The 22,088-nt window shown below is 66.0% G+C and carries 20 protein-coding genes; 11 read left to right on the top strand and 9 right to left on the bottom strand.

Going from position 1 to position 22,088, the window contains the following annotated elements:
* Window positions 1-59 precede the first annotated feature (59 nt).
* From acuR to ACVOJ1_RS07830, 3 genes are all read right to left on the bottom strand, one after another.
* Window positions 60-698, bottom strand: a complete 639-nt coding sequence (acuR, locus tag ACVOJ1_RS07840; protein WP_277380682.1) for an acrylate utilization transcriptional regulator AcuR — start codon at window positions 696-698, stop codon at window positions 60-62.
* A 119-nt stretch (window positions 699-817) separates the two neighbouring features.
* Window positions 818-1,444, bottom strand: a complete 627-nt coding sequence (locus ACVOJ1_RS07835; protein ID WP_346480271.1) for a LysE family translocator — start codon at window positions 1,442-1,444, stop codon at window positions 818-820.
* Window positions 1,441-2,469 (bottom strand): glutathione S-transferase family protein, encoded by a 1,029-nt coding sequence (locus ACVOJ1_RS07830; protein ID WP_346480270.1) that lies wholly within the window; start codon window positions 2,467-2,469, stop codon window positions 1,441-1,443. The genes ACVOJ1_RS07835 and ACVOJ1_RS07830 overlap by 4 nt, the downstream gene beginning before the upstream one ends.
* Here ACVOJ1_RS07830 and ACVOJ1_RS07825 point away from each other — a divergent pair.
* The 3 genes from ACVOJ1_RS07825 (at window position 2,468) to ACVOJ1_RS07815 (ending at window position 4,755) form a co-directional block, all read left to right on the top strand.
* Window positions 2,468-3,463 carry a LysR substrate-binding domain-containing protein gene (locus ACVOJ1_RS07825; RefSeq protein ID WP_231107777.1) on the top strand — a complete coding sequence of 332 codons (996 nt, stop codon included), beginning with the start codon at window positions 2,468-2,470 and terminating at the stop codon, window positions 3,461-3,463. The genes ACVOJ1_RS07830 and ACVOJ1_RS07825 overlap by 2 nt on opposite strands.
* Window positions 3,464-3,932: 469 nt before the next feature.
* The gene (locus ACVOJ1_RS07820; protein WP_253118492.1) at window positions 3,933-4,289 is read left to right on the top strand and encodes a hypothetical protein; all 357 of its coding nucleotides are present in this window, start codon (window positions 3,933-3,935) and stop codon (window positions 4,287-4,289) included.
* A gap of 187 nt (window positions 4,290-4,476) precedes the next feature.
* Window positions 4,477-4,755, top strand: a complete 279-nt coding sequence (locus ACVOJ1_RS07815) for a hypothetical protein (protein ID WP_053515798.1) — start codon at window positions 4,477-4,479, stop codon at window positions 4,753-4,755.
* Window positions 4,756-4,767: 12 nt separating this feature from the next.
* On the opposite strand, the gene ACVOJ1_RS07810 is transcribed toward ACVOJ1_RS07815, so the two are convergent.
* Window positions 4,768-5,586 carry a S1 family peptidase gene (locus ACVOJ1_RS07810; protein ID WP_346480269.1) on the bottom strand — a complete coding sequence of 273 codons (819 nt, stop codon included), beginning with the start codon at window positions 5,584-5,586 and terminating at the stop codon, window positions 4,768-4,770.
* 116 nt (window positions 5,587-5,702) lie between these two features.
* Window positions 5,703-7,385, bottom strand: coding sequence for an ABC transporter ATP-binding protein (locus tag ACVOJ1_RS07805; protein WP_253118493.1), 1,683 nt, complete (start codon window positions 7,383-7,385; stop codon window positions 5,703-5,705).
* 138 nt (window positions 7,386-7,523) lie between these two features.
* Between ACVOJ1_RS07805 and ACVOJ1_RS07800 the strand changes: the two genes are divergently transcribed.
* From ACVOJ1_RS07800 to ACVOJ1_RS07785, 4 genes are read left to right on the top strand one after another with little or no spacing between them, the layout of a single operon-like run.
* Complete coding sequence (locus ACVOJ1_RS07800) at window positions 7,524-9,887, top strand: TonB-dependent receptor plug domain-containing protein (RefSeq protein ID WP_346480268.1); 2,364 nt, start codon at window positions 7,524-7,526, stop codon at window positions 9,885-9,887.
* A 5-nt stretch (window positions 9,888-9,892) separates the two neighbouring features.
* Window positions 9,893-11,356, top strand: a complete 1,464-nt coding sequence (locus ACVOJ1_RS07795; RefSeq protein ID WP_346480267.1) for a DUF3526 domain-containing protein — start codon at window positions 9,893-9,895, stop codon at window positions 11,354-11,356.
* Window positions 11,353-12,711, top strand: coding sequence for an ABC transporter permease subunit (locus ACVOJ1_RS07790; RefSeq protein WP_346480266.1), 1,359 nt, complete (start codon window positions 11,353-11,355; stop codon window positions 12,709-12,711). Before ACVOJ1_RS07795 ends, ACVOJ1_RS07790 begins: the two co-directional genes overlap by 4 nt.
* A gap of 9 nt (window positions 12,712-12,720) precedes the next feature.
* Window positions 12,721-13,431 carry an ABC transporter ATP-binding protein gene (locus tag ACVOJ1_RS07785; RefSeq protein ID WP_346475160.1) on the top strand — a complete coding sequence of 237 codons (711 nt, stop codon included), beginning with the start codon at window positions 12,721-12,723 and terminating at the stop codon, window positions 13,429-13,431.
* Here the strand turns inward: ACVOJ1_RS07785 and ACVOJ1_RS07780 are convergent.
* The 3 genes from ACVOJ1_RS07780 to ACVOJ1_RS07770 all read right to left on the bottom strand — a co-directional run bounded on the left by ACVOJ1_RS07780 (window position 13,428) and on the right by ACVOJ1_RS07770 (window position 16,224).
* Complete coding sequence (locus ACVOJ1_RS07780; protein ID WP_346480265.1) at window positions 13,428-15,269, bottom strand: asparagine synthase-related protein; 1,842 nt, start codon at window positions 15,267-15,269, stop codon at window positions 13,428-13,430. The genes ACVOJ1_RS07785 and ACVOJ1_RS07780 overlap by 4 nt on opposite strands.
* A gap of 13 nt (window positions 15,270-15,282) precedes the next feature.
* The gene (locus ACVOJ1_RS07775) at window positions 15,283-15,984 is read right to left on the bottom strand and encodes a lasso peptide biosynthesis B2 protein (RefSeq protein ID WP_346480264.1); all 702 of its coding nucleotides are present in this window, start codon (window positions 15,982-15,984) and stop codon (window positions 15,283-15,285) included.
* A 78-nt stretch (window positions 15,985-16,062) separates the two neighbouring features.
* Entirely contained in the window at window positions 16,063-16,224 is a 162-nt protein-coding gene (locus ACVOJ1_RS07770; protein ID WP_180875215.1) for a hypothetical protein, read from the bottom strand.
* Between the two features lie 192 nt (window positions 16,225-16,416).
* Here ACVOJ1_RS07770 and ACVOJ1_RS07765 point away from each other — a divergent pair, with 192 nt between their 5' ends.
* Window positions 16,417-17,343 (top strand): ParB N-terminal domain-containing protein, encoded by a 927-nt coding sequence (locus ACVOJ1_RS07765; RefSeq protein WP_346480263.1) that lies wholly within the window; start codon window positions 16,417-16,419, stop codon window positions 17,341-17,343.
* A 131-nt stretch (window positions 17,344-17,474) separates the two neighbouring features.
* Here the strand turns inward: ACVOJ1_RS07765 and ACVOJ1_RS07760 are convergent, their stop codons facing one another.
* Window positions 17,475-18,476, bottom strand: a complete 1,002-nt coding sequence (locus ACVOJ1_RS07760; protein WP_346480262.1) for a glycoside hydrolase family 43 protein — start codon at window positions 18,474-18,476, stop codon at window positions 17,475-17,477.
* Window positions 18,477-18,581: 105 nt separating this feature from the next.
* On the opposite strand from ACVOJ1_RS07760, the gene ACVOJ1_RS07755 reads away from it, so the two are divergent.
* The 3 genes from ACVOJ1_RS07755 to ACVOJ1_RS07745 all read left to right on the top strand — a co-directional run bounded on the left by ACVOJ1_RS07755 (window position 18,582) and on the right by ACVOJ1_RS07745 (window position 22,023).
* Window positions 18,582-19,511, top strand: a complete 930-nt coding sequence (locus ACVOJ1_RS07755; RefSeq protein WP_197600007.1) for a 2-dehydro-3-deoxygalactonokinase — start codon at window positions 18,582-18,584, stop codon at window positions 19,509-19,511.
* Between the two features lie 104 nt (window positions 19,512-19,615).
* On the top strand, window positions 19,616-20,758 hold the full coding sequence (locus ACVOJ1_RS07750) for an aldose epimerase family protein (RefSeq protein ID WP_065182275.1): 1,143 nt from the start codon (window positions 19,616-19,618) through the stop codon (window positions 20,756-20,758).
* Window positions 20,759-20,874: 116 nt separating this feature from the next.
* Complete coding sequence (locus tag ACVOJ1_RS07745) at window positions 20,875-22,023, top strand: cellulase family glycosylhydrolase (RefSeq protein ID WP_053515931.1); 1,149 nt, start codon at window positions 20,875-20,877, stop codon at window positions 22,021-22,023.
* Window positions 22,024-22,088 lie beyond the last annotated feature (65 nt).

Genomic DNA, 22,088 nt, shown 5'->3' with positions numbered 1-22,088 from the left:
CGGCAAGGTTGCCGCATGATTTGGACTGATCGGCTACAAGCCGGCAAAGGAACATGGCCTCAGCGGGGCAAGCCCGCCAGGAACGCATTGGCGAAGATCGTGAGCGGCCCAACGCTGCGCTCAAGCCGTGCACGTTGGACAGCTCCCTCCCATCCGATCCAGAAGGCGGTGGCGATCTCGGAGCAGCGCGCGTCGGACGAGAGGTCAGCGCGCGCCCGGGCCAGTTCAAGGCACGCGGCCAGCCGGGATTCCCATCCGTTGAATACCTCGATCAATCGGGCACGGTAGGCCTGCGGCAGTGTCGAGATCTCCTGGCCAAGGTTGCCGACCAGGCAACCTCGCCGGAAGTCGAATCGTTCCAGGCCACTGCAGGCGTCGGCGACAAATCCCAGGATCCGCTCAAGCGGATCGCGTTCTTCGTCCAGCAGATGCCGGTCGAGCTTGCGGCAGAAATACTCGTCGTAGGCCTCGAGCACAGCCAAGCCGTAGGCCTCTTTGCTGTCGAAGTAGTGGTAGAACGAGCCCTTGGGGACGCCCAGCTGCCTGACGATTGCGTCGATGCCCGTTGCAGAGAAGCTTCGCTCCGTCAACAACGCGATCCCAGTGCGCACCAGCTCGCGCCGGGTGTCATCAAAGCCGCGATCCGCCCTCGGCGGGCGCCCCCGGCGGCGTGTAGTCGTAGTGACAGCAGGAGTCATGCCACACACTTTAGACCGACCGTCTTCTAAATTCAAACGGGCAGGTCTGAACCCTCCAGAGTTGCCAGGCTTCGCCATTCTCAGAGCTGGAACCAGCACCCTGCCGATCATGATTGGGATCATGCGTTCGGCATGTCGGCCGGAGCGAGCACGAGCAACAGCGCTGATGCGAACAGAAGCGCGCCCATCACCCTGTCAATCCAGTTGCGTGCCGCGGTTGTGTCCAGATGGCGCATCATTGAAACGCCAATCGCGCACCAGAGTGCGAGACAAAGTGCGGAGATCACCGTAAACGCTGCCGCCAGCACAAGGGAGGTCCGCAGGGGCTCGGCGCCATTGCCGACGACGGCAGTCACCGTCAGCACCAGCACCCAGCTTTTGGGATTGACGAACTGAAAGCAGAACAGCGCCACCACGCTGCCGTGCCGGACACTGGTCGGCGTGGGCACGTGCTTCTCAGGTGGCCGGAGTGTTTCCAGGACCAGGCGGGCGCCCATCCAGCACAGGTACGCCCCGCCAGCAAGGGTCATCAGGGCGTACAGGTGCGGCACGGTTTGGAATGCGGTGCTTGCTCCGGCCGCCACCAGCGCCCACATGCCCAATCCTCCGGCAACGATGGCGGCGATCGCTGGCAGCGCGCTCACGAATCCGGTTCGCGCGGCGATGCGCATGACCAGCAGGTTGTTGGGACCTGGCGTGATGGTGGCAACGGCGATGACACCTGCGCCGATCAGGAGAGCGCTCATCGCACCGCCTCTCCGCACTGAAGCGTCATGGGATCGACCTCAATCGCTTGCCCGGAGGCAAGCGTCACCCGCGCCGGTCCGAAGCGCTCGCGACCGTGCGCAGCCGACCAGTCCGCATCGGGTGCGGCGGCAATGATGCCGAACGGGTTGACGCTTCGATCGTGCCAGTAATACCCGTTGCGGATCACGTCGAGATCGACCGTAGCCGCGACACCGCGCCAGGAGTACAGGTCTCGCGCGTAGGCCCACAAGTGCGGGTAGTCGATCAGTCTCCGACGTGCACATTTGAAGTGGCCGTGATAGACGGCGTCGAACCGGACCAATGTCGGGAACAGGCGCCAGTCCGTCTCGGTGATGATCAGGCCAAACAGATAGCGTGCATTCGCAAGACGCCGCTCCAACTGATCCAGCATGGCGAACACACTATCGACAGCTTCTTCGTAGGCGTCCTGCCGTTGCGCGAAACCGGCGCGATAGACGCCATTGAACAGCCCGGCCTGGAGCGCGGCGTTGAGGGCATCGATCCGGCCGCGGAAGGCGGGCGGGACGAGCGTGAACGCCCCCGCGACGTTCGCATCGGCCGCATCGAACGCGCGCATGATGTGCGACGACTCATTGCTGACGATCCTGCAGGCCTGACTGTCCCACAGCACCGGCACTGTTGCCCGGCCGGTGTAACGGGGTGCCGACAGACGGTAAATCTCGTGCAGGTGCCGGACCCGCGAGCCGCATCCCGGGACGACCCAGGAGGCACCGCCGGCCACCGCGTAGCCCTGCCTTCGCTCACCACCCGCGATCTGCACCGGCACTGCATGCTCCAGGCGCTTGAGGGCACGCAGCAGCAGGGTGCGATGCGACCACGGACAACTGGACGACGCAATGAGCCAGTAGCGACCCGGTTGTGCACGCAGTCGGCCCGCAATGCCATCCAGACCCTGCCGGAACATGCTTTCCGGTCTCACAAAGCGACCATCGATCATTGTCGAATCGGCATCGACCCAGCGGCCATCGACCAGCATTCCCATGTTCATCCTCTCCGATCTGGACTCGATGCAACATCGTGTGATGGCAAGCTGGTCCAAGGAACGCCGCTTCTGGTCTATTATTGAGTCCACCATGAAGATGCCCCTCAACGGACTTCGGGCGTTCGCCACCGTGTATGCCCACGGAGGGATTCGCTCGGCCGCGCGCGAGCTCGGCATCGTCCACTCGTCGGTGAGCCGCCATCTCGCGGAGCTGGAGCTCTGGCTGGGTGTACGGCTGGTCGGCGACGCTGCAGGCCGGCGAGGAATCACATTTACACCGCAAGGCGAGGCATTGGGCCGAGCCACGCTGTCGAGCTTCCGCGATATCGAGCGCGCAATCACCGCAGTGCAGGAAGCACGCTCCGGGCGATCGGTGACCGTATCGACCACACCTTCATTTGCGGCACGCTGGCTGCTTCCGCGCCTTCCGCGACTCGAGCAGGCGCATCCTCATCTTGAGGTGTCGGTGGTTGTAGACCAGAAGATCGACAACCTGCAGACCGGCGACATCGACCTGGCCATACGCATGGGCCGTGGGCCCTGGCCCGATGCCAGGTGCGAGCCGCTGATGGACGAAGTCCTGTATCCGGTCATGAGCCCGGCGCTGTTCGAAGCTTCCGGCCAACCGGCGCAGCCGGCCGACCTGCTCGGGACGCGGCTGGTGCATGATCGTGATCCACATGCATCGTGGGAGGCATGGCGGCAGCTGTACGGTCCGGCCTCGATGGATGTGACTGCCGGCCCGCGCTTCTCATCGTCAGACCTCGTGCTTCGGGCTGCTGTGCAGGGCCAGGGCGTCGCGCTGGCGCGCCATCGCTTTGCATTCGATGACATCGCCTCGGGCGCGCTGGTAAGGCCATTCAAAGATGCCGCTGTAGCGCTCGGCCCGGCCTACTGGATTGCGCTTCCACTGCACCGCGATGTGCGCAGCGGCGCATCGACGGTGATCGCATGGCTGAAAGAACAGGCGGCGTTTAGCGATACGGTGATCTGAGTGCCCAGCACCTTCAGATCCCTTCTGCCGCGTGTCGTGATTGCCCTGAATTCCAGGCTCCGGGACTCGAGCCATCACCACCACGACAGCCCACGCCTGAAATCAGGCCAAACCCTTGCACGATGGACGCCTCCCTGCCCCGGCCAGCTATGCAACAATGCCGAAAGCGTCGAGGGCGTTGTCGGCATCAGCCCCAAGCCCTTGGCTTCCCGCATGACCGGGAGTAATTCTTGGCCCGCCACCGAAAACGGGTGGCCGGGCTTCGAAACCCCGGTTCTACGCTGAAGTACACGCTTGCCAGCCGGCATCACCCATCAGGTGGTGCCGGCTGGCAATCCGTCGGCCGGCTATGGCGGGCGGTGCGCGGAGGCCTTGTGCCTGCCGGTTTAGCGTAGACCGGGTTTCGAACCTCGCACCGTCCGCCACCTTCATCGGTGGCGGCTTCCGTTTATCTGTTCGGAGCCCTGCCATGACCAACGCCTACCCCCCTTCTCCGCACCCGATCCGCCTGCATCCCGCCAACGAGCCCACACCGGATCCCAACGCCTTTGCTTCACTGCTGCACAGCATCGGCGCAGGTGCCGCGTCCAACGGCCGGCCCTGGCCGGAAGGCCATCTTCCGCCAGGGCGACGCATGGCACTGTCCGACGCCGACTGTTCTCTCAATGGCCTGCGCGTGGTGATGGAAATTCTGCTTGCCGCAGAGCGCGCCCGCAAGAATGGAGAGCCTGACCAGTACGTCGGCGACCGTGTGCTGGAAGGGCTGGTCATGGCCGGCCTCGGGCTGACCACACACGCCAGTGAACGCCTGTTGCCGGAAGGCTGATGCCTCGTCCCGCGGGCGCTGGCGCTCGCGGGACACACAGCCACTCCCGTTGACCGCAGCGTCCGTAGATGTGGGCCCGCCCTGACCGGCGGGCGGCACTTACTAACGTGACGCGTCACACCCAACCACGCACCGTTAACAGCCGCGCACTATCCTCGAAGCCCCTGAACCTTCACGAGGCGAGTCCATGACCAAGCTCCACACCGTGCTGATTACCGGCTGCCTGCTGGCCCTGAGTCCGCTGGCCTCGGCCGAAACCGTGAACCTGACCAACAGCGCCGAAGGCGCCAACCGCGATGCCGGCATTGCTGCGGTCAAGAAGAAGCTGCAGGACGCCTGCACCGATCGCAAGGGCTCGCCGGATACCGACTCGTTCGAGGTGGTCTTCGAGAAGACCAGCGACAACCCCAACGTGCCCAAGCCGTACTACGTGGACGGAAAGATGAAGTGCGAGCTGCCGGGTTGAACCCGGCGACCGCTATCGACCGGCGTCGTCCCCGGACATGACGCGGTCGATCCAGCCGGCGTAGCGTGAGATGCGCACGTTGAACACCACCTGGCCATAGAAGCCGGCCTCAAGGGCGTGCTCAGGAACGGCGGTGATCCAGGAGCCGAGGCCGACCAGCTGCCAGTGGCCCTGCACATTGATGACCAGCGGGCCGCCGCTGTCGCCGTTGCCGAGCACGCCTTCAAGCGGCAGGGCGCGCGGCGGCGGATCGAAGCGGTACCAGAGATAGCGGTCGTTGCCGCCGGTGATGGCGTTGAACGCACGCCGCAGGGTGGTGCGATGCGACCCTCCGGGGATCAACCCCTCGGCGCCATTCCCGGTGGCGCCCTTCCCTATCAAGGTGGCCACCTGCGCAACCTCGCCCGCGCCCCGATAAAGCGCGACGGGCTCGACAGCGGCGACGGGCGTGGCCAGCCGGATCAGCGCGATGTCATCCGATGCCGCCAGGAACGCGTGGATCTTCCCTGCACTGCCTGTTGCCAGGGCCTCTTCGCCCAGCGCGGCCGGCATCGGCCTGAAGCCGGGGTGCAGATACACACGCTCGACGGCGTAGTTGCGCCCACCGACGGTGACTTCGGCACCCATGCCGTCCATCGGTGCCGCGTGCGCGGCGGTGACCACCCAGCGCGGAGCGATCAGTACGCCGTGCCCCTCTCCCGGCAGGTCGGCCAGGGCCGGGAAGGCAGATCCATCGACGCGGTAACGGGCATCGTCCACGTCGTCACGGATGACGATGGCCCCGGCAGCAAACGGGACCGTTACAAGCATCAGGAAGAGCCAACGTTTCATGTATTTCTGCATCCCCGTGTTCAAGTGCCCACGCTAGCCCAAATGCACCTGCCTGGTGAGCGGCATGCGACCAGAGCCCGCGCCGGCCGACGAAGGCCGGCAAAGCGGGCGCGGAATCAGGGCTGCGCTGGCCTGCCAAGGGATTCGATCTGCGCCCCGCCCAGCTCCACCACCCGATCGGCGTCGGTGACGACACTGCGCCGATGGGTGATGGCCAGCACGGTCACCTCGCTTGCCAGCGCCCGGATATGACCCATGACTTCGCGTTCGGTGGCCTCATCCAGGGCCGAGCTCGCTTCGTCCAGCAACAGGATCGCCGGCTCGCCATACAGTGCGCGTGCGATGGCGATCCGCTGCCGCTCACCGCCGGAGAGCTTCAGGCCACGCTCGCCGACGGTGGTCTCGAAGCGCTCGGGCAGTGCCTCGATCAAGGCGAGGATGGCAGCCTTGCGTGCGGCGTGCCGCAGCCGCTCGTCATCGCGCGGGCGCCCCAGCAGGATGTTATCGGCCACGCTCTCGTTGAGCAGCATCACGTCCTGCGGAACGACCGCGACGGCCGCGTGCCACGTCGCGCGATCAATCCGGGCCAGGTCGGTACCGTCCACCCGTATCCGGCCGTGCTGGGGCTCGATGGATTTCAGCGCCAGCTTGAACAGTGTCGACTTGCCGGTACCGGTCTCTCCCATCAGGAAGGTGATGCCGCCGCGTCCGGCGTGGAAGGTCGCATCGGTGACGCCGCGACCATTGTCATAGCGATGGCTCACTGCGTCGAACTGGAGCAGGCCGCTGCGGGCGGAGAACCGTTCGGCATGGGCCACCTGCGGTTCCTCGGGCGCGGCCCACAGGGTAGAGAGCGGCGCCAGCATGCTCCACGAGCGCGCGACGTCGTCGATGGAGCGCGCGATCATCTCCAGCGGCAGGTTGAGCTGGAGCAGCAGCAGATTGAACAGGACGATGTCGCCCACGCTCAGCTGCCCGTTCTGGTAGCCCGGCAGCAGCAGGCTGAAGGTGACGATGAACTCGATGGCCAGGCCGATGCCCAGCAGGGCGATGAAGCCTACGCGCTGCAGCACGTAGGCACGCCAGCTGTCGCGCACACTCTGCGCCTTCTGCTCGAAGCGCTGCACCATCCAGCCGCTGCCGCCGAACTGCCTGAGCGTTTCCATGGCATTCATGGCATTGCCGACGAAGCGGGCGTTCTGCTGGCCGGCGTCGACGGCCGCTTCGCGGTGGATGCGTGCACGTCGGGTAGCGAGGGCAGATAGCGCTACGGCCACCGTGCCGTAGCCCAGCACGATGGCGACGATCTGCATGTTGATCAGCGCTCCCAGGGTGACCAGGGTCAACACGATCTGCAGGGCACTGGGAATGAAGGCCACCAGGCCCAGCTGCACGACGATCTTGAGCGCCCCCCGCCCCTTTTCGCCGGCCACCTGCAGTTCCGCTGCGTTGTACTCCACGAAGAAACTGTTGGTCTTCTTCAGCAGGCGCGCGAAGTAGCGGGTACTGGTGATGAAGCCCAGATTCTCGCCGCTGAGGAATGACAGGTACTGCACCGTGTTCTGCAGCACGCTGCCCACCCCGAGCAGCACCGCGTAGAGAACGAACCACCCGGCCAGGACCGCTGCGCCCTGCTCGGGGAGGCGGTCGATCAATCGCGAGAACAGATAGGGCGCGGCAACGGTGGCCAGGCTTGAGAGCAGCACGGTGCCGGCGATGAGCACCAGCAGCGTGCGATCGGCTTTCCAGTAGGCCGTCAGTACTTCGCTGACAGGCGCGGGCACAGCGAACGGCTTCATCACTCTCGGTCCCCGGCGTCTCGGCGGTCCACAGGGCAACGCAGTCCCTGTACAGTTGAATGATATGATATAACATCGCTCTCAAATGCACGTGACCGTGTTGCAGGCCGATATCGGATGAGAGTGATGGACCGGGGAATGGAACAGGTATTCATGGGCGGTAGGCGCGCGTTGCTGGCCGCGAGCATCGCTGCCGCGCTGCAGATCGGAGCGCCGGCCCAAGCACAGAACGCGGGCACCGACGACGATGCACCCACGGCCACCCTGGACAAGGTGCTGGTCATTGGCAGCAACATCCGCGATGCCGTCGGCGGTGGTGCGTCGCCGGTCATCGTGATCGACCGGGAGGCCATCGACCGCACTGGCGTGGCCTCCCTGCAGCAGCTGTTCGAGAAGCTGCCGCAGAACTTCGGTGGCGGCGCCAATGGTGCCAATGTGGCCAATCTCGGTGTTGACCGTGATACCGGCAACAACTTCGGCCAGGGCACCGCGATCAACCTGCGTGGCCTGGGTACGGGGACTACGCTGACCCTGGTCAACGGCCATCGCGTGACCTCATCGAACCGCTACCAGTATGTCGATGTATCGCTGATTCCACTCAGTGCGGTCGAACGCGTGGAGATCCTCACCGATGGTGCCTCTGCCATCTACGGCACCGATGCCGTCGGTGGCGTCGTCAACATCATCCTGCGCCAGGACTTCACCGGCTATGAGTCGTCGCTGCGGTACGGCACGGTCACCACCGGCAACATGGACGAGTACCAGGTGTCGCAGTCCGCGGGGTGGGCGTGGGACCGCGGCCGTGTGCTGGCAAGTTACGAGTTCCTGAAGCAGGGCAACCTGCCCGCCACCGACAAGGATTTCTCCCGAAACGTCACGGTCAGGCCCTACGATCTCTATCCCGGATCGAAGCGGCACAGCCTGTATGTCGATGGCGTGCAGGAGCTCAGCGATGTGCTGACGCTGAATCTCACCGGCTCGTTCGGCAAGCGCGAGATGGACACCACCATCTCCGGCACGGCCGACGAAACCCGGTTGTTCCCGCACACGCAGCAGTTCGATGTGTTCGCAGGCCTGACCCTGGAGCTCCCGCGCCAGTGGCAGGCGCGCCTGGACGCTGGATTCGGCAGGAACGAGGTGTCCTACGAGCGCACGACCATTACCGGCAGCACCGTCAGCACGGCGCCACCGACGGATACGAACTCTGAATCGCGCTACCTGGACGTGGTGGCCGACGGCGAGGTGTTCAGCCTGCCCGCCGGCCCGGTACGCGCAGCGGTCGGCGTCGGTTACCGCCGCGATGGCTATGAGCTGCTCGATCACCGTGGGCTGGAAAAGCCGCTCGATCTGCAGCGCACGATCAGGTCCGCCTTTGCCGAACTCAACATCCCACTGCTCAAGGAGATGCCCGGCGTTCGCAGCCTGTCGCTGACCGCGGCGGCGCGCTACGACGACTACAGCGACTTCGGCTCCACCTTGAATCCCAAGCTGGGGCTGCTGTGGGAAGCCACCGAGGGACTCTCCTTCCGTACCAGCTACGGCCGCTCCTACCGCGCGCCGGTCTACCAGGACATGCAGCTGAACAACACCGTGGTCGTGGCGAACGTGCCGAACCCGAACGCGGCCAACGGCAGCACCGTCCTGATGATGCTCTCCAACGGCAATCCCGATCTCGGCCCCGAGCGTGCGAAAACCTGGACCGGCGGGTTCTCGTTCGCGCCGCCCTCCGTTCCCGGCCTCACGGTTGATGCCAACTACTATCACATCGACTATGCGGACCGGATCGGCAGCGGCTTCGGCGGCAGCTTCCCGTCCCTGTTCCTGCAGTCCACGGCCCCCTACGCGGACATCCTGACCGTCGATCCATCGCAGCAGCAGATCCAGCAGGCGCGCCAACTGGGCGTGTCGGGCCTGGGGCTGTTCGTCTCACGTGTGGGGCCGTATGCACTCCCTGCCGGTCTGGATGAGACCAGCAGCCAGGTGATCCTGGACAACCGCTTCCGCAACAACACATACACCTCGCAGCGCGGCGTCGATCTCAACGCGTCCTATCGCGTCGATGTGGGCCAGACGCGGATCGCGATGAACCTGGCCGGGCAGTACATCCTCGAATCGACGCGGCGCGTGACCAGCACATCGCCCGAGCTGGACGCGGTCAACGCGGTGTACTACCCGGTCGACCTCAAGCTGCGCGGCGGCCTGACCCTGGACCGGGGCCAGGCCGCAGGCGGCGTCTTCGTGAACTACGTGGACAGCTACCGCGATCCGGCCAACATCGCCCACCCACACGTCAGCTCCTGGACGACCGTCGACCTGAACCTCAAGTACCACTTCGGCGCCCCGGCCGGCGACCACGAAGGCACGTCGCTCGCCCTCAACGTGCAGAATCTGCTCGACCGGGATCCGCCCTTCATCATCAACAGCATCAACACCGGCTACGACCCCACCAATGCGACCGCGCTGGGGCGCTTCCTGTCGGTGACCCTCACGCATCGCTGGTAAGCCGGATGAGCCCGCCCTCCCCCGCCCGCTTCCGGCCTGCGTCGACGCTTCGGCAAGCTGCCGGTGTCGCGGCAACCCAGCTGACCTTGATGTGGCGTGAGCGGCGCCTGCCGTGGCTCGCCCTGGTCCTGCTGCTGCTTGCGGGCGCATCCGTTGCCACGGGTGCCGCGCGCCTGTCCCTGCAGGCGCAGGAGCGCCAGGCCATAGCAGCGGAGGAAGCGCGGCTGTGGGACGGCCAGGGCGTGATCGATCCCCATGCCGCGGCGCATGTGGGACGCGCCATTCCCGCACCGGTGCGACCCCTGGCCGCGCTCGATCCGGGACTGACCGATGTACTGGGCACCTCGGTGTTCATCGAAGGTCACGCACAGAACCCGGCCAGGCATCGCGCGATGGCCGCGGGCACCGCCCTCAGCCGGTTCGACGGTTTCTCTGCCGCCTGGGCGCTGCAGGTAGTAGCGCCGCTGCTCATCATCCTTGCCGGCTTCGCCACGCTGTCCGGTGACGTCGCCCGCGAAACCCTTCGCCAGGAACTCGGCACCGGGGCGTCGCCTGCGGTGCTGATCATCGGCCGATTGATTGCTCTGGCAAGTGCTTCCCTGCTGCTGGTGCTTGCCATGCTGGCGGCGACGGTTCCCGCTGTGGCGGGACAGAACGCCGGCTGGATGGACATCGCCGCGCTGCTGGCCATGTGCGCGGCCTACGGACTCTATCTGCTGGTGTTCTGTGCCCTCACGGTCGGTGTCTCGGCGTTGTCCAGCTCGGCGCGGACCTCGCTGGTGGTGCTGCTGGGGTTCTGGGTGGTGGCCACCGTGCTTGTGCCACGAATGGCGCCAGCGGTGGCCGAATCGCTGGATCCCACGCCCACCGCGCCGGCGTTCAGGGCCGCCGTGACGGAAGAGGCGGAGAACGGTGTGGATGGCCATGACCCTGCGGACAAGCGGCTGGACGCCCTGCGACACGCGCTGATGGCGCGCTACCAGGTCGACACGGTGGAAGAGCTTCCCGTCAACTTCCGGGGCGTGGCCCTGGAGTTCGCAGAGAGGAACTCGACGGACACCTACAACCGCCATTTCGAGCGGATCCATGCGACCTATCGGCAGCAGCAAGCAACACAGCGCGCATTCGCCTTCGTTTCTCCGGCCATCGCGCTGCAGTCATGGTCACGCGCATTCGCCCGCACCGATTTCGCGGCGCACCTGGCCTTCCTGCAGAGCGTGGAAGACTACCGCTACCGCCTGATCCAGGCACTCAATGCGGAAGTGAAGCAGCACAAGGCGCCGCAGGGGGAGAAGCACCGCGCCGACATCGCGACCCTCACCCGGTCCGTAGCCTACACGCCGGGGCTACAGTGCCTGGCCGGCACTGCCGCGGCACAGGCGGCGAACCTGGCCATTCTGCTGGGCTGGGTGCTGCTGGCGCTTGGACTGGTGTTCTTCTCGGCCCGGCGCCTGGGGACGACCCCATGAGCAGTCTTTCAGTTGCCGGCCATGAGGTGCGCAGGCTGCTGCGCGATCGGGCGCTGCCCACCCTGCTGACGCTGCTGCTGGCGCTGGCCGCCTACGCCGCGTGGAATGGCAGGGCGTGGGTCGAACAGCGTAACGCCGCCATCGGCGTGATCCAGCTCGAAGAGCAGCACACCCATGACCGCAGCCGGGTGTTCGTCGGCAAGGCGCCCTCGGTGTTGCCGCGCGTCCAACCCGTGCTGCCGCCGGCTGCGATGGCGTCAGTATCGATCGGGCAGGCGGAGGCCTATCCCTATACGGCCGATGTGGTGGCGCTGGGCGATCGCACCCAGCTTTTCAGGAACGTGTGGGCCGACATCGGCAATCCGGCAGCGCGGGCCGCAGGCCGGTTCGATCTGGCGTTCGTCATCGTCTTTCTGCTGCCCTTGGTCATCCTGGCAGCCAGTTATGACCTCTGGGCCCGCGAGCGCGAGCGTGGCATCGCTGCGCTGGTACTGTCGCAGCCGGTCGCGGCGGGACGGCTGATTGCGGTAAAGGCGCTGGCCCGGGGCGCAGTGGTGCTGCTGCCTGCGGGAGTGATCCTGGTCGGCGCGGCGGCGTGGTCCGGTGCGGAGAGCCTTGCCGGCCTCGGCCTGCTCTCGCTGGTCATCCTCGCCTATGGCGGCTTCTGGCTGGCGGTAGCGGTACTGATCGGCTGTTTCGCCCGGCGCACCACGGAGGCGGCCATTGCGGCCGGCGGAGTGTGGTTGCTGATCGTGGTGATGGCCCCGTCGTTGACCCTCGCCGCAGTGAATCTGGCCGTTCCGCCGCCATCACAGATGCAGCTCGCGACCGACGTGAAGGCGCGGCTGGCCGCAACGGCCAGGCAACAAACACTCCATCGCCGCAGTGCTTCAACGGCTGTACGTTCTTCGACACCGGTGATTCCGGACGACGTGCGCGAGGCCTATGCCGACCTGCTGGCGACCGATCTCGACCTTGCGCCGCTGATCGAATCGCATGAGCGGGCGCAGGATGCACGCCGCCGGGTGCTGGACAACGTGCGGTTGCTGATGCCCGCGGTCGCAGTACAGGACGCGCTGGACCGCATCGCCGGCTCGGACGCGGATCGCGCGCTCGCCTTCCAGGACCAGGTCCATGCGTTCTGGCAGGCCCGTCGGTTGCTGCACAAGGCGTACCTGGATCGCGACGCGCCGCAGACACTTGCCGAATATGAAGCCCTGCCCCGCTTCCGGTTCGTGGAGCCGGCCGGCGTGGGCCGGCGTGGAGTGCGTGCCGATCTCGCGGCGTTGCTCGCCGCCACCCTGATTCTGCTGATCGCCGCCGGATCGATGCGTCGCCGGTTGGCGACCCCTTGAGGAGCCCACATGCTTTCTGCAAAGAACCTGGTCAAGGAACACGGCACCCACCGGGCACTCGACGATGTCAGCTTCGAGGTGGGACCCGGCGAGATCTTCTGCCTGCTCGGAGCCAACGGTGCGGGAAAATCGACCACGATCAAGCTCTTTCTGGGCTTCCTCACCCCTACCTCCGGATCCGCGGAAGTCGATGGACTCAGCGCGCACCGGCACCCGCAGGAGGTGCGACGCAGGCTGCTGTACATCCCCGAGACCGTGGCGCTGTACGACGAGCTGTCCGGTCTTGAGAACCTGGACTACTTCGCGCGTCTGGCCGGCGTGGACGACCGCTCACCCGCCCGGCTGCGGGATGCACTGAGTACAGCGGGCCTGGCGCCGGATGTCTTCGGACGACGCGTGGGCCTCTACTCCAAGGGCATGCGGCAGAAGGTCGGCATTGCCCTGGCCATCGTCAAGGACGCCAAGGTGCTGCTGCTTGACGAGCCGACGTCCGGCCTCGACCCCACTGCGTCGGCCGAGTTCCATGACCTGATCGTGCGACAGCGTGATCGTGGCACCGCCATCCTGATGGCCACGCACGATCTGTTCCGCGCCCGCGAGGTCGCCACCACGATCGGCCTCATGCAGGCCGGGCGGCTGCGCAGGACATTGGATGCCACCACCATCACCGCCAACGATCTTGAGAGCCTGTACCTTGAGGAGATGAGCCGGAGCGCCTAGGCGACTCCGGCTCCCTGCCCTGCGGGCCGCTCTGCCCAGCGCCTGAGCCAGGCTTCGATGTTGACCTGCGGGCCGAAGATGCCGAGCACCTGCGACGAATGATCCAGGCCGACCCGGCGGATGCCAGCGTCGGCCGAGGCGCTGTCGATGTACCCACGCCGGGCCAGTAGCCCATCGACAAGCAGGCTGCGGATGAACGCCTGATGGCCCTGGGTGACCGCGACCGAATGATCGTCGAGGTAGGACTTCACCTTCCGCGACAGTAGAGCGTCCGGCAGCAGCCCCTGCAAGGCACGCCGTGCGATCGTCCGGTCCTCCGCGTCCGCCATGAGCAGACGCAGCGGCATGCGCGCGAACAGTTCGACCAGCGGTTGTGCGCTGATCGGAGAGACACCGTGCCAGCGACCCGCGCCCTCGAACGGATCAAGGACGCTGGTCGGAAACACCATCCGGCTGATGTGCGCAAGCTTGTACGGTGACACCTCATGGCCTTCGTTGCGCGCATGGCGCAGCCAGGCCGGTGGCGTGACGTCCTGCTCGGTCGCGTCGACCTTCACCCATTCGCAGGGGTTGCCCCAGCGACCGTTGATGCTGGCCGGCCGCCTGAGCAGCCCATGGATCACCGCATCCTTGAGGACGCCATAAAGCGAATCGCCCGACTGTGCGGTTTCAAAGGCGACCCGGAAGAAGTGGCGGTCGATGCCGCGCCGCCAGGCATGGTCGATCGCCGCAGCGTTGCCCTTGAAGCGCAGGAAGACCGCGTCGCCGCCGACGCCGGTGAACTGCACGGTATCTGCGTCAAAGGTGACATCACGGCGATGCAGAAGGTAGCCCGAGCAATGTGCCGGCCGCGCCGTCCGCGGGAAGGTCATGATCTCTTCCAGCGCGCAGTGGGGTTGCCGCCGGTACTCGACGAACCCGCAGCGCCGGCCCGACGACTCACTGGCACCGGCCACCGCCATGCGGGCGAACATCCGCTCATCGGCACCGATGCCGTCGTCATAGTGGTGGACACAGTCCACTTCCGGCATGGAAGGTGCGTGCAGCAGGCCGGCGAGGATGATGGAGGAATCCAGCCCACCCGACAGCTGCAGCTGGATACGCCGGTGCCGGCTGGCCAGGGCACCGATGCAGCCCAGCAGCGTGGAGCGCGCGAGCTGCACCGCCTCCTGCAGGTCTTCGATCGGTTCGTCGCGGGCCAGGCGCACGATGTCCCACTGGCACTGCCGGCTGACCGGCTCGCCATCGCGGATCGAAACGGCCTCCCCGGCCTCGATGGCGGTGACCTCCCTGAAGCCGGTCTGCAACCCGTCACGGAACGGAAACAGCAGCGAGTAGGACAGGAAGGGCCAGTCGATGCTGAAATCGCGCAGGCCCAGTGCAAGGCAGTCTTCCATGCTGGAGAAGACCACCGTCAGCTGATCCGCCGTCGTCATGTAACAGGGAATTTCAGCGGTGGGATCACGCAGGACGAACCAGCTCGATGACTGCGGCTGGTAGCCGAACGCTACATAGCGGCCCCAGTAGTGCTGCACGAGGGTTTTTCCCTGCGTGCCGCAGGCCGCATCGGCGGCGGCCGCATCCAGTGGCACGCGCGCGGGCACGGTATCCCGGCCGAAATTCCTGTCGAACAGCGCGCCGAGCACGACCAGCGAGCCGCAGCGGCTGCAGTCCAGGTAGCCCGGGTTGTCACTCTGGACATAGATCGCGGCGCCGTGGTCGTTCATCACGCAGGTGACGCCGGCGTGCATGGCCTCGATGCGCTGCATCGCCTGCTGCGCCCGGGCGGTTGCGGAGTCGCAGGAGGTGTTCCAGAGCACGGCGATGTATCGATACATGCGTGAGGCGCCTCTACAGCACCAGGATGGGAACCATCCGGCGCAGGTTGAAGGGGATATCGGTCAGGACCTGATCGCCGTGCTGCAGCCAGCAGTGCGCCGCGAAGGGCTGGGTCCTGACCGCGAACACCCAGTCCGCGACGATTCCATGCCTGGACAGGAATTCGCGCATCGCCAGGCAGTAGAGAAAGCACTCGTCCGTCTTCCTGAAGGCCAACGGCCGCAGCCAGTCGAACACCCGGACGCGCAGGGCCAGCTCCTGCACGCCTACGTCCGTGCGCTGTGATCCCTGCGCACGCCTGCGCGCCGAGGACACTGTGTGGCTGAAAGGAAGGAACGTCCTGCTGCATCCGGCACGCATGCACGCAGCCATGAATCTGCGGACGTCACGTGCGGTGATGCGGGGACAACCGCGAGGTTCACCGTCGCGTATCCAGTGGCGTGGCAGCGCGATCGAAGCACTGGTCGCGGCTTTGCCTCGCTGCGGATCGTCGGTGATCAGCCCGCGTTGCAGCAGCGACTGCAACAGACCCGGCATCCGCCGGCCGTCTGCCGGCAACGGCCAATCCAGCACCAGCCCGCCCAGGCTGGCGGCACGATGGCGGTCGAGCGACAGGTATTTTCCCGTCGCCTGGTCCAGGATCACCATTGCATCGCCGGTGACACAGACATGGGCCTGCTTCGACAGGAAATAGCGCGCCGCAGGCTGTTCCATTACGTGATCTCTTCAGTCCAGGCGGAGAAGCGGTGCATGCGCAGGGCATGCACCGCAGGTCATGCATGCCGCAGTGGATCAGGGCGAGGTGGTCGGGAACACGCCATCCCACAAGGTGCCGTGGTTGTGTGCCTTGGTTTCCGAAACCACCGAGCCCAGCTCGATCAGATCACCGCCCACACCCTGGTCTTCAGGGTTCTGCTGTCCTGCCACTACACCCAGCTCAATCAGCTCGTTCATGAACATCTCCTCTTGTCAGTGGATGTATCCGGGCGTCGTGCCACGGATACGGAGCAGCCAAGCCACCATCGCTGCGCGTGTTGCAGAGCGATTGCCGTCAAGGCATGCAAATGTTACGATATAACATATTATTTCAGTGTGACGACTGTCGCTGTCCGGCAACGTCGACACGCGTTCTCGAAGGGGAAATGGATGAGCGACCCGATCAGTGACGATGGCCTTGAGCCCACCCTTCTGCTCAAAGGACCGTTCCCGCTGCCGAGGTTCATCCGCTTCATCAGGGAGCGATGCCCGCCCGGATGCTTCGATGAGGCGATGCTGGTGGAGGAATGGAAGAACGCCCGCGCCGACGCGCTGCGCCAGCTGAAGGAAGAGGCCAACGACGCCGACGCGGTCGAGGTGCATGCACTTCTTGCGGAGATGGCGGCGCTGGCCGACCACGCGCCACGCCAACCGTCGATGCACCGCATGACGAACAACGTGCCGCGCGCATGGCAGATGGTCGAGATCGACCGGCTGGTGGTCTTCCAGGAGTGCATCAATCTGCGCCATGTCGGCGAGCTTGCCGCGGCCTTCCCCGCCTCCCCCACGGCACAGGACATCATGGAGCTGGTTGCACGCAACGGGCGGCACGCTCACCCGCCGGTCCGCGCGTCCCGGTCCGAAGGCAGCTACACCTTTGCGTCCAGCTCCAACGACCTGCGCTTTCTGGACGTGGCGACGATCGACCCGTCCGCCATCGCCGGCTACGAACCCTTCGGTGCAGCCAGCCACGCGCTGGTCATCTATCTGGGCTTCAGCGACAACCTCGTCAGTGCCACCCGGATCGGCAACCGCCTCATCCTGACCAATGGCTCCCATCGCCTGTACCTGCTGCGCCAGCTTGGGCTCCGCCATGTACCGTGCCTGGTGACTGACGCCTCCGACAGCGACTTCAGTGACGTGCTGTTGCCGGCAGCAGTCAAGCAGGACCGTGCGTTCTATCTGGGCTCGGCACGGCCGCCGTCGTTCAGGGACTACTTCGATCCACGCCTGACCCGCATCGTGCCGGTGATCCGCAAGAACTATGCGCTGCGGGCCACGCTGGACCTGCAGAGGATCACGGTGCCGGCGGTGTAGCGCAAAGCATCGGAACAATCCGGCACCTCCCACCTCCAGCCCTGCGGCGGCGTTTCATCACAGCCGCGCGGCCGCCCTGGCGCCAGACAAGGCTGCTGGAGAAGCGTGAGAGCATTCGACCGCCGACGCAATCACTTCACCCCGACTCCGCGCCCGGACGGCGCATCCAACAGCGGCATGCCGTCCTGGCTCCAATGCACCGGCTGGATGCGCGGCGAGCGCCTGGCGGTGCAGCCCATGTCCGGCCCCGGGTTGGCGTGGTAGATGATCCACGGCGCGCCGTCGGCCATCTGGAAGAAACCGTTGTGCCCCGGCGCGTACACGTTGCCAGCAGGATGCTTGGCAAGGATCGGCTGCTTTACCTTGTGCCACGCGCTTGCATCCAGCGGATCGGCGCCCGCCTTGGCGTGCAGCAGTCCAATCGCGTAGTCATCCGACCAGCACGCACTGCCCGAATAGGTCAGGAACAGATCGCCGCGTGGGCCCTGCAGGAACTCCGGCCCCTCCAGGATCTGCCGCCCGCCCTGTCGCTCCCACGCCTGGTCGGGCCGCGCAATGATGGTTTCGCTGCCCCGCAGGGTCCAGGGGTTGGCCATGGCCACGATGGCCAGCACGCTGTCCGGTCCCACGTAGGGTGAATACACGAAGTAGCGCTTGCCGCCGGTTACGAAAGTGGTGCCGTCGATGCCGGGGTGTGCCGTGGCCAGCCGTCCGCGATCGGTCCATGTACCCCGGGTCGGATCGGCATTGCTGTTCTCCAGCACGAACACCCCCCGATGGGCGTCTTCCTGGCCTTCGGGTGCATCGCCCGCTGCCGCCGTGTAGTAGATGTACCAGCGCCCATCAATGCGATGCAGTTCCGGCGCCCAGATCGACTTGGCATTCGCCCCCGTTGCCGGCGGACGCCACACCGTGACTTCGCGTGCGTCAGCCAGGTGCGCAAGGTCGCGGGTGGCGCGGATGGCGAGGCGATCACCGTGCGTGCCCATGTAATAGAACACGTCCCCATCGCGGGTGATCCACGGGTCCGGCCCGGAGTCCAGCAGCGGATTGTCCACCGCCGGCGTTGCGGCGGACGCGTTCGTCGATACCTGAAGCAGCGCTGCAAGCGCCATGGAAAGCGTGCCGTTCATTGCGTTCCCCTCCCGACTGGAACTGCGCCGGCAGGCTTGCCAGCGAGCGGCAACCAAACCATATAATCAGACAATAGGCAACACCACCGCCGCCAAGGAACCACCATGCAGCAGGACCACCCCGACAGCATCATCGGCATCAACTGGGGCAGCAGCAATCTGCGCGCCTATCTGATCAGCCCCAACGGTGAGCGGCTTGATGCCCATGAAATGCCTGCGGGCGTGGCCACGCTGGACCGTGACGACATGGTGGTGGCCGCCAACACGATCCGCGCACGCTGGCCGGCTGCACGCCACGCCTATGCGGCCGGCATGATCGGGTCGAATGTCGGCTGGATCGATGCCGGCTACGTGGAGTGCCCTGCAGGTGTTGCCTCGATCGCGCAGCAGCTGGTGCCGACCCGTATCGGCGAGCTCTCCGTGAGCATCGTGCCCGGCATGGCCTGCGTGCGCCCCGTGGATGGCATGCCGGACGTGCTCCGCGGTGAGGAGACCGAGCTGCTGGGGCTGCTGCGCGGCGGCGATGTCGGCCCCGATGCCATCGTGGCGCTGCCGGGTACGCATACCAAGTGGATCCAGCTGATCGACGGCCAGGTGCAGAGCTTCATGACCTCGATGTCCGGCGAACTGTTCGATCGACTGGCCAGTGGCGGCCTGCTTGCCTCGGTGCTGGACGGACCGGGTGAGCCAGGACCGGCCTTCGCCGAGGGTGTGCATGCAGGCGCCGACCGCCGACTGGGCCTGGGTGCGCTGCTCTTCGGTGTGCGGGCACGGATGATCCGCGGCACCCTGCCGCGCACGGCGACCAGCGCTTACCTGCGCGGACTGCTGGCCGGTGCGGAGATTGCAGACGCATTGGCGCTGTTCCCCGGGCTGAGGTCGGCGTCGGTGCCACTGGTGGGCTCCGGACCGGTCACCCGGCTGTACCAGGCGGCGCTGTCGGAAATCGGCATCGCCACGCACGCGGTGGCGTCCGCCGACGCCGTGGTGCGCGGCTTCTCCGCACTGCACGCGATGACCGCGACTGCGCGTTGACCCCAGCCGAACGCGGCGGTCCGATCACGTGCTGCGTCGCAACGTGCGTATTGTCTGATTATATGTTTTTGTACGCATCACGACATCGAGAGGGGTCTTGAGCAATGCGTGCTGGCAAGGGGAAGACGGCAGGGCTGATCGGCGTACTGGCACTGTCTGCAGTGGGCGCAGGTCAGGCACAGGAACGCGCTGTGGTAGGCCGGACGGCCGATGGCACCGTGGTGGAGTCCATCCTGCTGCGTGACGGCACCGGCATGCAGGCCACGGTACTGACGCTGGGCGCTGCACTGCATTCACTGGAAGTGCCGGACCGTGATGGCGCATACGCCGATGTACTGCTTGGCGACGCGACGCTCAAGGCGACGCTCGACAATCCGCAGTACTTCGGCACCATCGTCGGCCGCTTCGCCAATCGCATCGCCAAGGGTCGCTTCACCCTGGATGGCAGGACCTATCAGGTACCGGTCAACAATGGGCCGAACAGCCTGCACGGCGGCACCCGCGGCTTCGACAAGGTGGTGTGGAAGATCGTCGACGCCGCCGCCGATCACGCCACCCTGCAGCATGTCAGCCCTGACGGCGACCAGGGTTATCCGGGCACGCTCACGGTCACGGCAACCTACGCATTGAAGGGCAATGGCCGGCTGGAGGTGGAGTACCGCGCCACGACCGATGCACCGACCATCGTCAACCTCAGCAACCACGCATACTGGAATCTGTCCGGCGAGGGTTCCGGCTCGGCGATGGATCACGAATTGACCATTCCGGCCAGCGCCTATACGCCGGTGGATGCGAGCCTGATTCCCACGGGCGTGCTGCAGCCGGTGCAAGGCACCGCCTTCGACTTCCGCACGGCCAAGCCGATCGGGCGCGACCTGCGCCAGGGCAATGAGCCGCAGCTGCTGCATGGTCGCGGCTACGACCACAACTGGGTCATCAGCAGATCGCCCACGCGCGAGCCGCGCGAAGTCGCCCGCGTGCACGACCCGCGCTCGGGCCGCGTGATGACCGTGCTGTCCACGCAGCCTGGACTGCAGTTCTATTCGGGCAACTTCCTCGACGGCAGCACCGTGGGCAAGAGTGGCCGGGTCTATCGCCAGGGCGACGCCATCGCGCTGGAACCGCAGCTGTTCCCGGACACACCGAACCAGCCGTCGTTCGGCTCGGCGCGGCTGGCCCCCGGCGAGACCTATGTGAACCGCATCGTCTACGACTTCTCGACCGACCGCACACCGCCCGCCCGCTGATCCCGCGCAGCTGGCACGCCGGTCGCCCACGGCACCGGCAATCCGACGCAGTACGCACCGCCCGCCTCCTGGCTCACGCCAGGACGGGCAGCTCATGAACCAAGGAGATGCATCTCATGCGAAAGTGGCTTACCCCTTTGCTGGCAACGCTGCTCGCCGTCGCACCGATGGCGCATGCGACCGACGCCGCACGCTGGACCCCGGCCGAAGCCGACGCGTGGTATTCCAGACAGCAGTGGCTGGTGGGCGCGAACTACACCACCTCCAACGCCATCAACCAGCTGGAGATGTTCCAGGCCGAGACCTTCGATCCGGCAGCCATCGACCGCGAACTCCGCTGGGCGCACGAGCAGTTCGGCATGAACACCATGCGCGTCTACCTGCATGACCTGCTGTGGCAGCAGGACCCGCAGGGCCTGCTGAAGCGCATCGACACCTTCCTGTCCATCGCCGAGAAGAACGGCATCCGCCCGATGCTCGTGCTGTTCGACAGCTGCTGGGACCCGGATCCGGTGCTCGGCCCGCAGCGTCGTCCGATTCCCGGCGTGCACAACTCCGGCTGGGTGCAGAGCCCGAGCCGCCACATGCTGGTGGACCGCGCCAATGACGCGCACTTCCAGGCCTATGTGGAGGGCGTGATCGGTCACTTCGCCAATGACACGCGCGTGCTGGCCTGGGACCTGTGGAACGAGCCGGACAACCCCGGGGGTGGCAACTACATGGACAAGCAGCTGCCGGGCGAGCAGGAACGCATCGCCGAACTGCTGCCGAAGATCTTCGACTGGGCACGCGCGAAGAAGCCGGTGCAGCCGCTCACCAGCGGCGTGTGGATCGGCGATGACTGGTCGCCGGGCGCCGCATCGCTCACCGCGATCCAGCGCACGCAGCTGGAGCAGTCGGATGTGATCACCTTCCACAACTACGAGCAGCCGGAGGCATTCGTTGCCCGCATTGCACAGCTGCGCAAGTACGGCCGCCCGCTGATCTGCACCGAATGGTTGGCACGCGGCGCAGGCTCGAACGTGGACACGATCCTTCCGATCGCCCGCCGCGAGAACATCGGCATGATCAACTGGGGGTTCGTGGACGGCGCGATCCAGACCCGCTTCCCGTGGGACAGCTGGCAGCGCCCCTACACGATGGAAGCCCCCACCGTGTGGTTCCACGATCTGCTGAAGGCCGACGGCACGCCCTACCGGGCACGCGAAGCCGAGCTGTTCCGCAGGCTGGCCAAGACCCCGCGCACCTCCGTTCCCGCTTTCTGACCCTACTGGCGCCCGCCTTCGCATGAAGGCGGGCCACTCAACCGCGACTGCTTTCCGGAATCCGG

The organism is Stenotrophomonas sp. STEN225 (assembly GCF_056756445.1).
The sequence above is the reverse complement of the archived record's forward strand: the minus strand, read 5'-3'. Positions and strand labels throughout refer to the sequence as shown.

What these genes read in the sequence shown, in the direction of transcription:
- ACVOJ1_RS07780 (WP_346480265.1), bottom strand. Translation starts at nt 15,269, where the DNA reads ATGTATCGATACATCGCCGTGCTCTGGAACACCTCCTGCGACTCCGCA.
- ACVOJ1_RS07760 (WP_346480262.1), bottom strand. Translation starts at nt 18,476, where the DNA reads ATGAACGGCACGCTTTCCATGGCGCTTGCAGCGCTGCTTCAGGTATCG.
- ACVOJ1_RS07820 (WP_253118492.1), top strand. Translation starts at nt 3,933, where the DNA reads ATGACCAACGCCTACCCCCCTTCTCCGCACCCGATCCGCCTGCATCCC.
- ACVOJ1_RS07825 (WP_231107777.1), top strand. Translation starts at nt 2,468, where the DNA reads ATGTTCATCCTCTCCGATCTGGACTCGATGCAACATCGTGTGATGGCA.
- ACVOJ1_RS07770 (WP_180875215.1), bottom strand. Translation starts at nt 16,224, where the DNA reads ATGAACGAGCTGATTGAGCTGGGTGTAGTGGCAGGACAGCAGAACCCT.
- ACVOJ1_RS07755 (WP_197600007.1), top strand. Translation starts at nt 18,582, where the DNA reads ATGCAGCAGGACCACCCCGACAGCATCATCGGCATCAACTGGGGCAGC.
- ACVOJ1_RS07800 (WP_346480268.1), top strand. Translation starts at nt 7,524, where the DNA reads ATGGAACAGGTATTCATGGGCGGTAGGCGCGCGTTGCTGGCCGCGAGC.
- ACVOJ1_RS07775 (WP_346480264.1), bottom strand. Translation starts at nt 15,984, where the DNA reads ATGGAACAGCCTGCGGCGCGCTATTTCCTGTCGAAGCAGGCCCATGTC.
- ACVOJ1_RS07785 (WP_346475160.1), top strand. Translation starts at nt 12,721, where the DNA reads ATGCTTTCTGCAAAGAACCTGGTCAAGGAACACGGCACCCACCGGGCA.
- ACVOJ1_RS07765 (WP_346480263.1), top strand. Translation starts at nt 16,417, where the DNA reads ATGAGCGACCCGATCAGTGACGATGGCCTTGAGCCCACCCTTCTGCTC.
- ACVOJ1_RS07835 (WP_346480271.1), bottom strand. Translation starts at nt 1,444, where the DNA reads ATGAGCGCTCTCCTGATCGGCGCAGGTGTCATCGCCGTTGCCACCATC.
- ACVOJ1_RS07790 (WP_346480266.1), top strand. Translation starts at nt 11,353, where the DNA reads ATGAGCAGTCTTTCAGTTGCCGGCCATGAGGTGCGCAGGCTGCTGCGC.
- ACVOJ1_RS07795 (WP_346480267.1), top strand. Translation starts at nt 9,893, where the DNA reads ATGAGCCCGCCCTCCCCCGCCCGCTTCCGGCCTGCGTCGACGCTTCGG.
- ACVOJ1_RS07805 (WP_253118493.1), bottom strand. Translation starts at nt 7,385, where the DNA reads ATGAAGCCGTTCGCTGTGCCCGCGCCTGTCAGCGAAGTACTGACGGCC.
- acuR (WP_277380682.1), bottom strand. Translation starts at nt 698, where the DNA reads ATGACTCCTGCTGTCACTACGACTACACGCCGCCGGGGGCGCCCGCCG.
- ACVOJ1_RS07810 (WP_346480269.1), bottom strand. Translation starts at nt 5,586, where the DNA reads ATGAAACGTTGGCTCTTCCTGATGCTTGTAACGGTCCCGTTTGCTGCC.
- ACVOJ1_RS07750 (WP_065182275.1), top strand. Translation starts at nt 19,616, where the DNA reads ATGCGTGCTGGCAAGGGGAAGACGGCAGGGCTGATCGGCGTACTGGCA.
- ACVOJ1_RS07815 (WP_053515798.1), top strand. Translation starts at nt 4,477, where the DNA reads ATGACCAAGCTCCACACCGTGCTGATTACCGGCTGCCTGCTGGCCCTG.
- ACVOJ1_RS07745 (WP_053515931.1), top strand. Translation starts at nt 20,875, where the DNA reads ATGCGAAAGTGGCTTACCCCTTTGCTGGCAACGCTGCTCGCCGTCGCA.
- ACVOJ1_RS07830 (WP_346480270.1), bottom strand. Translation starts at nt 2,469, where the DNA reads ATGGGAATGCTGGTCGATGGCCGCTGGGTCGATGCCGATTCGACAATG.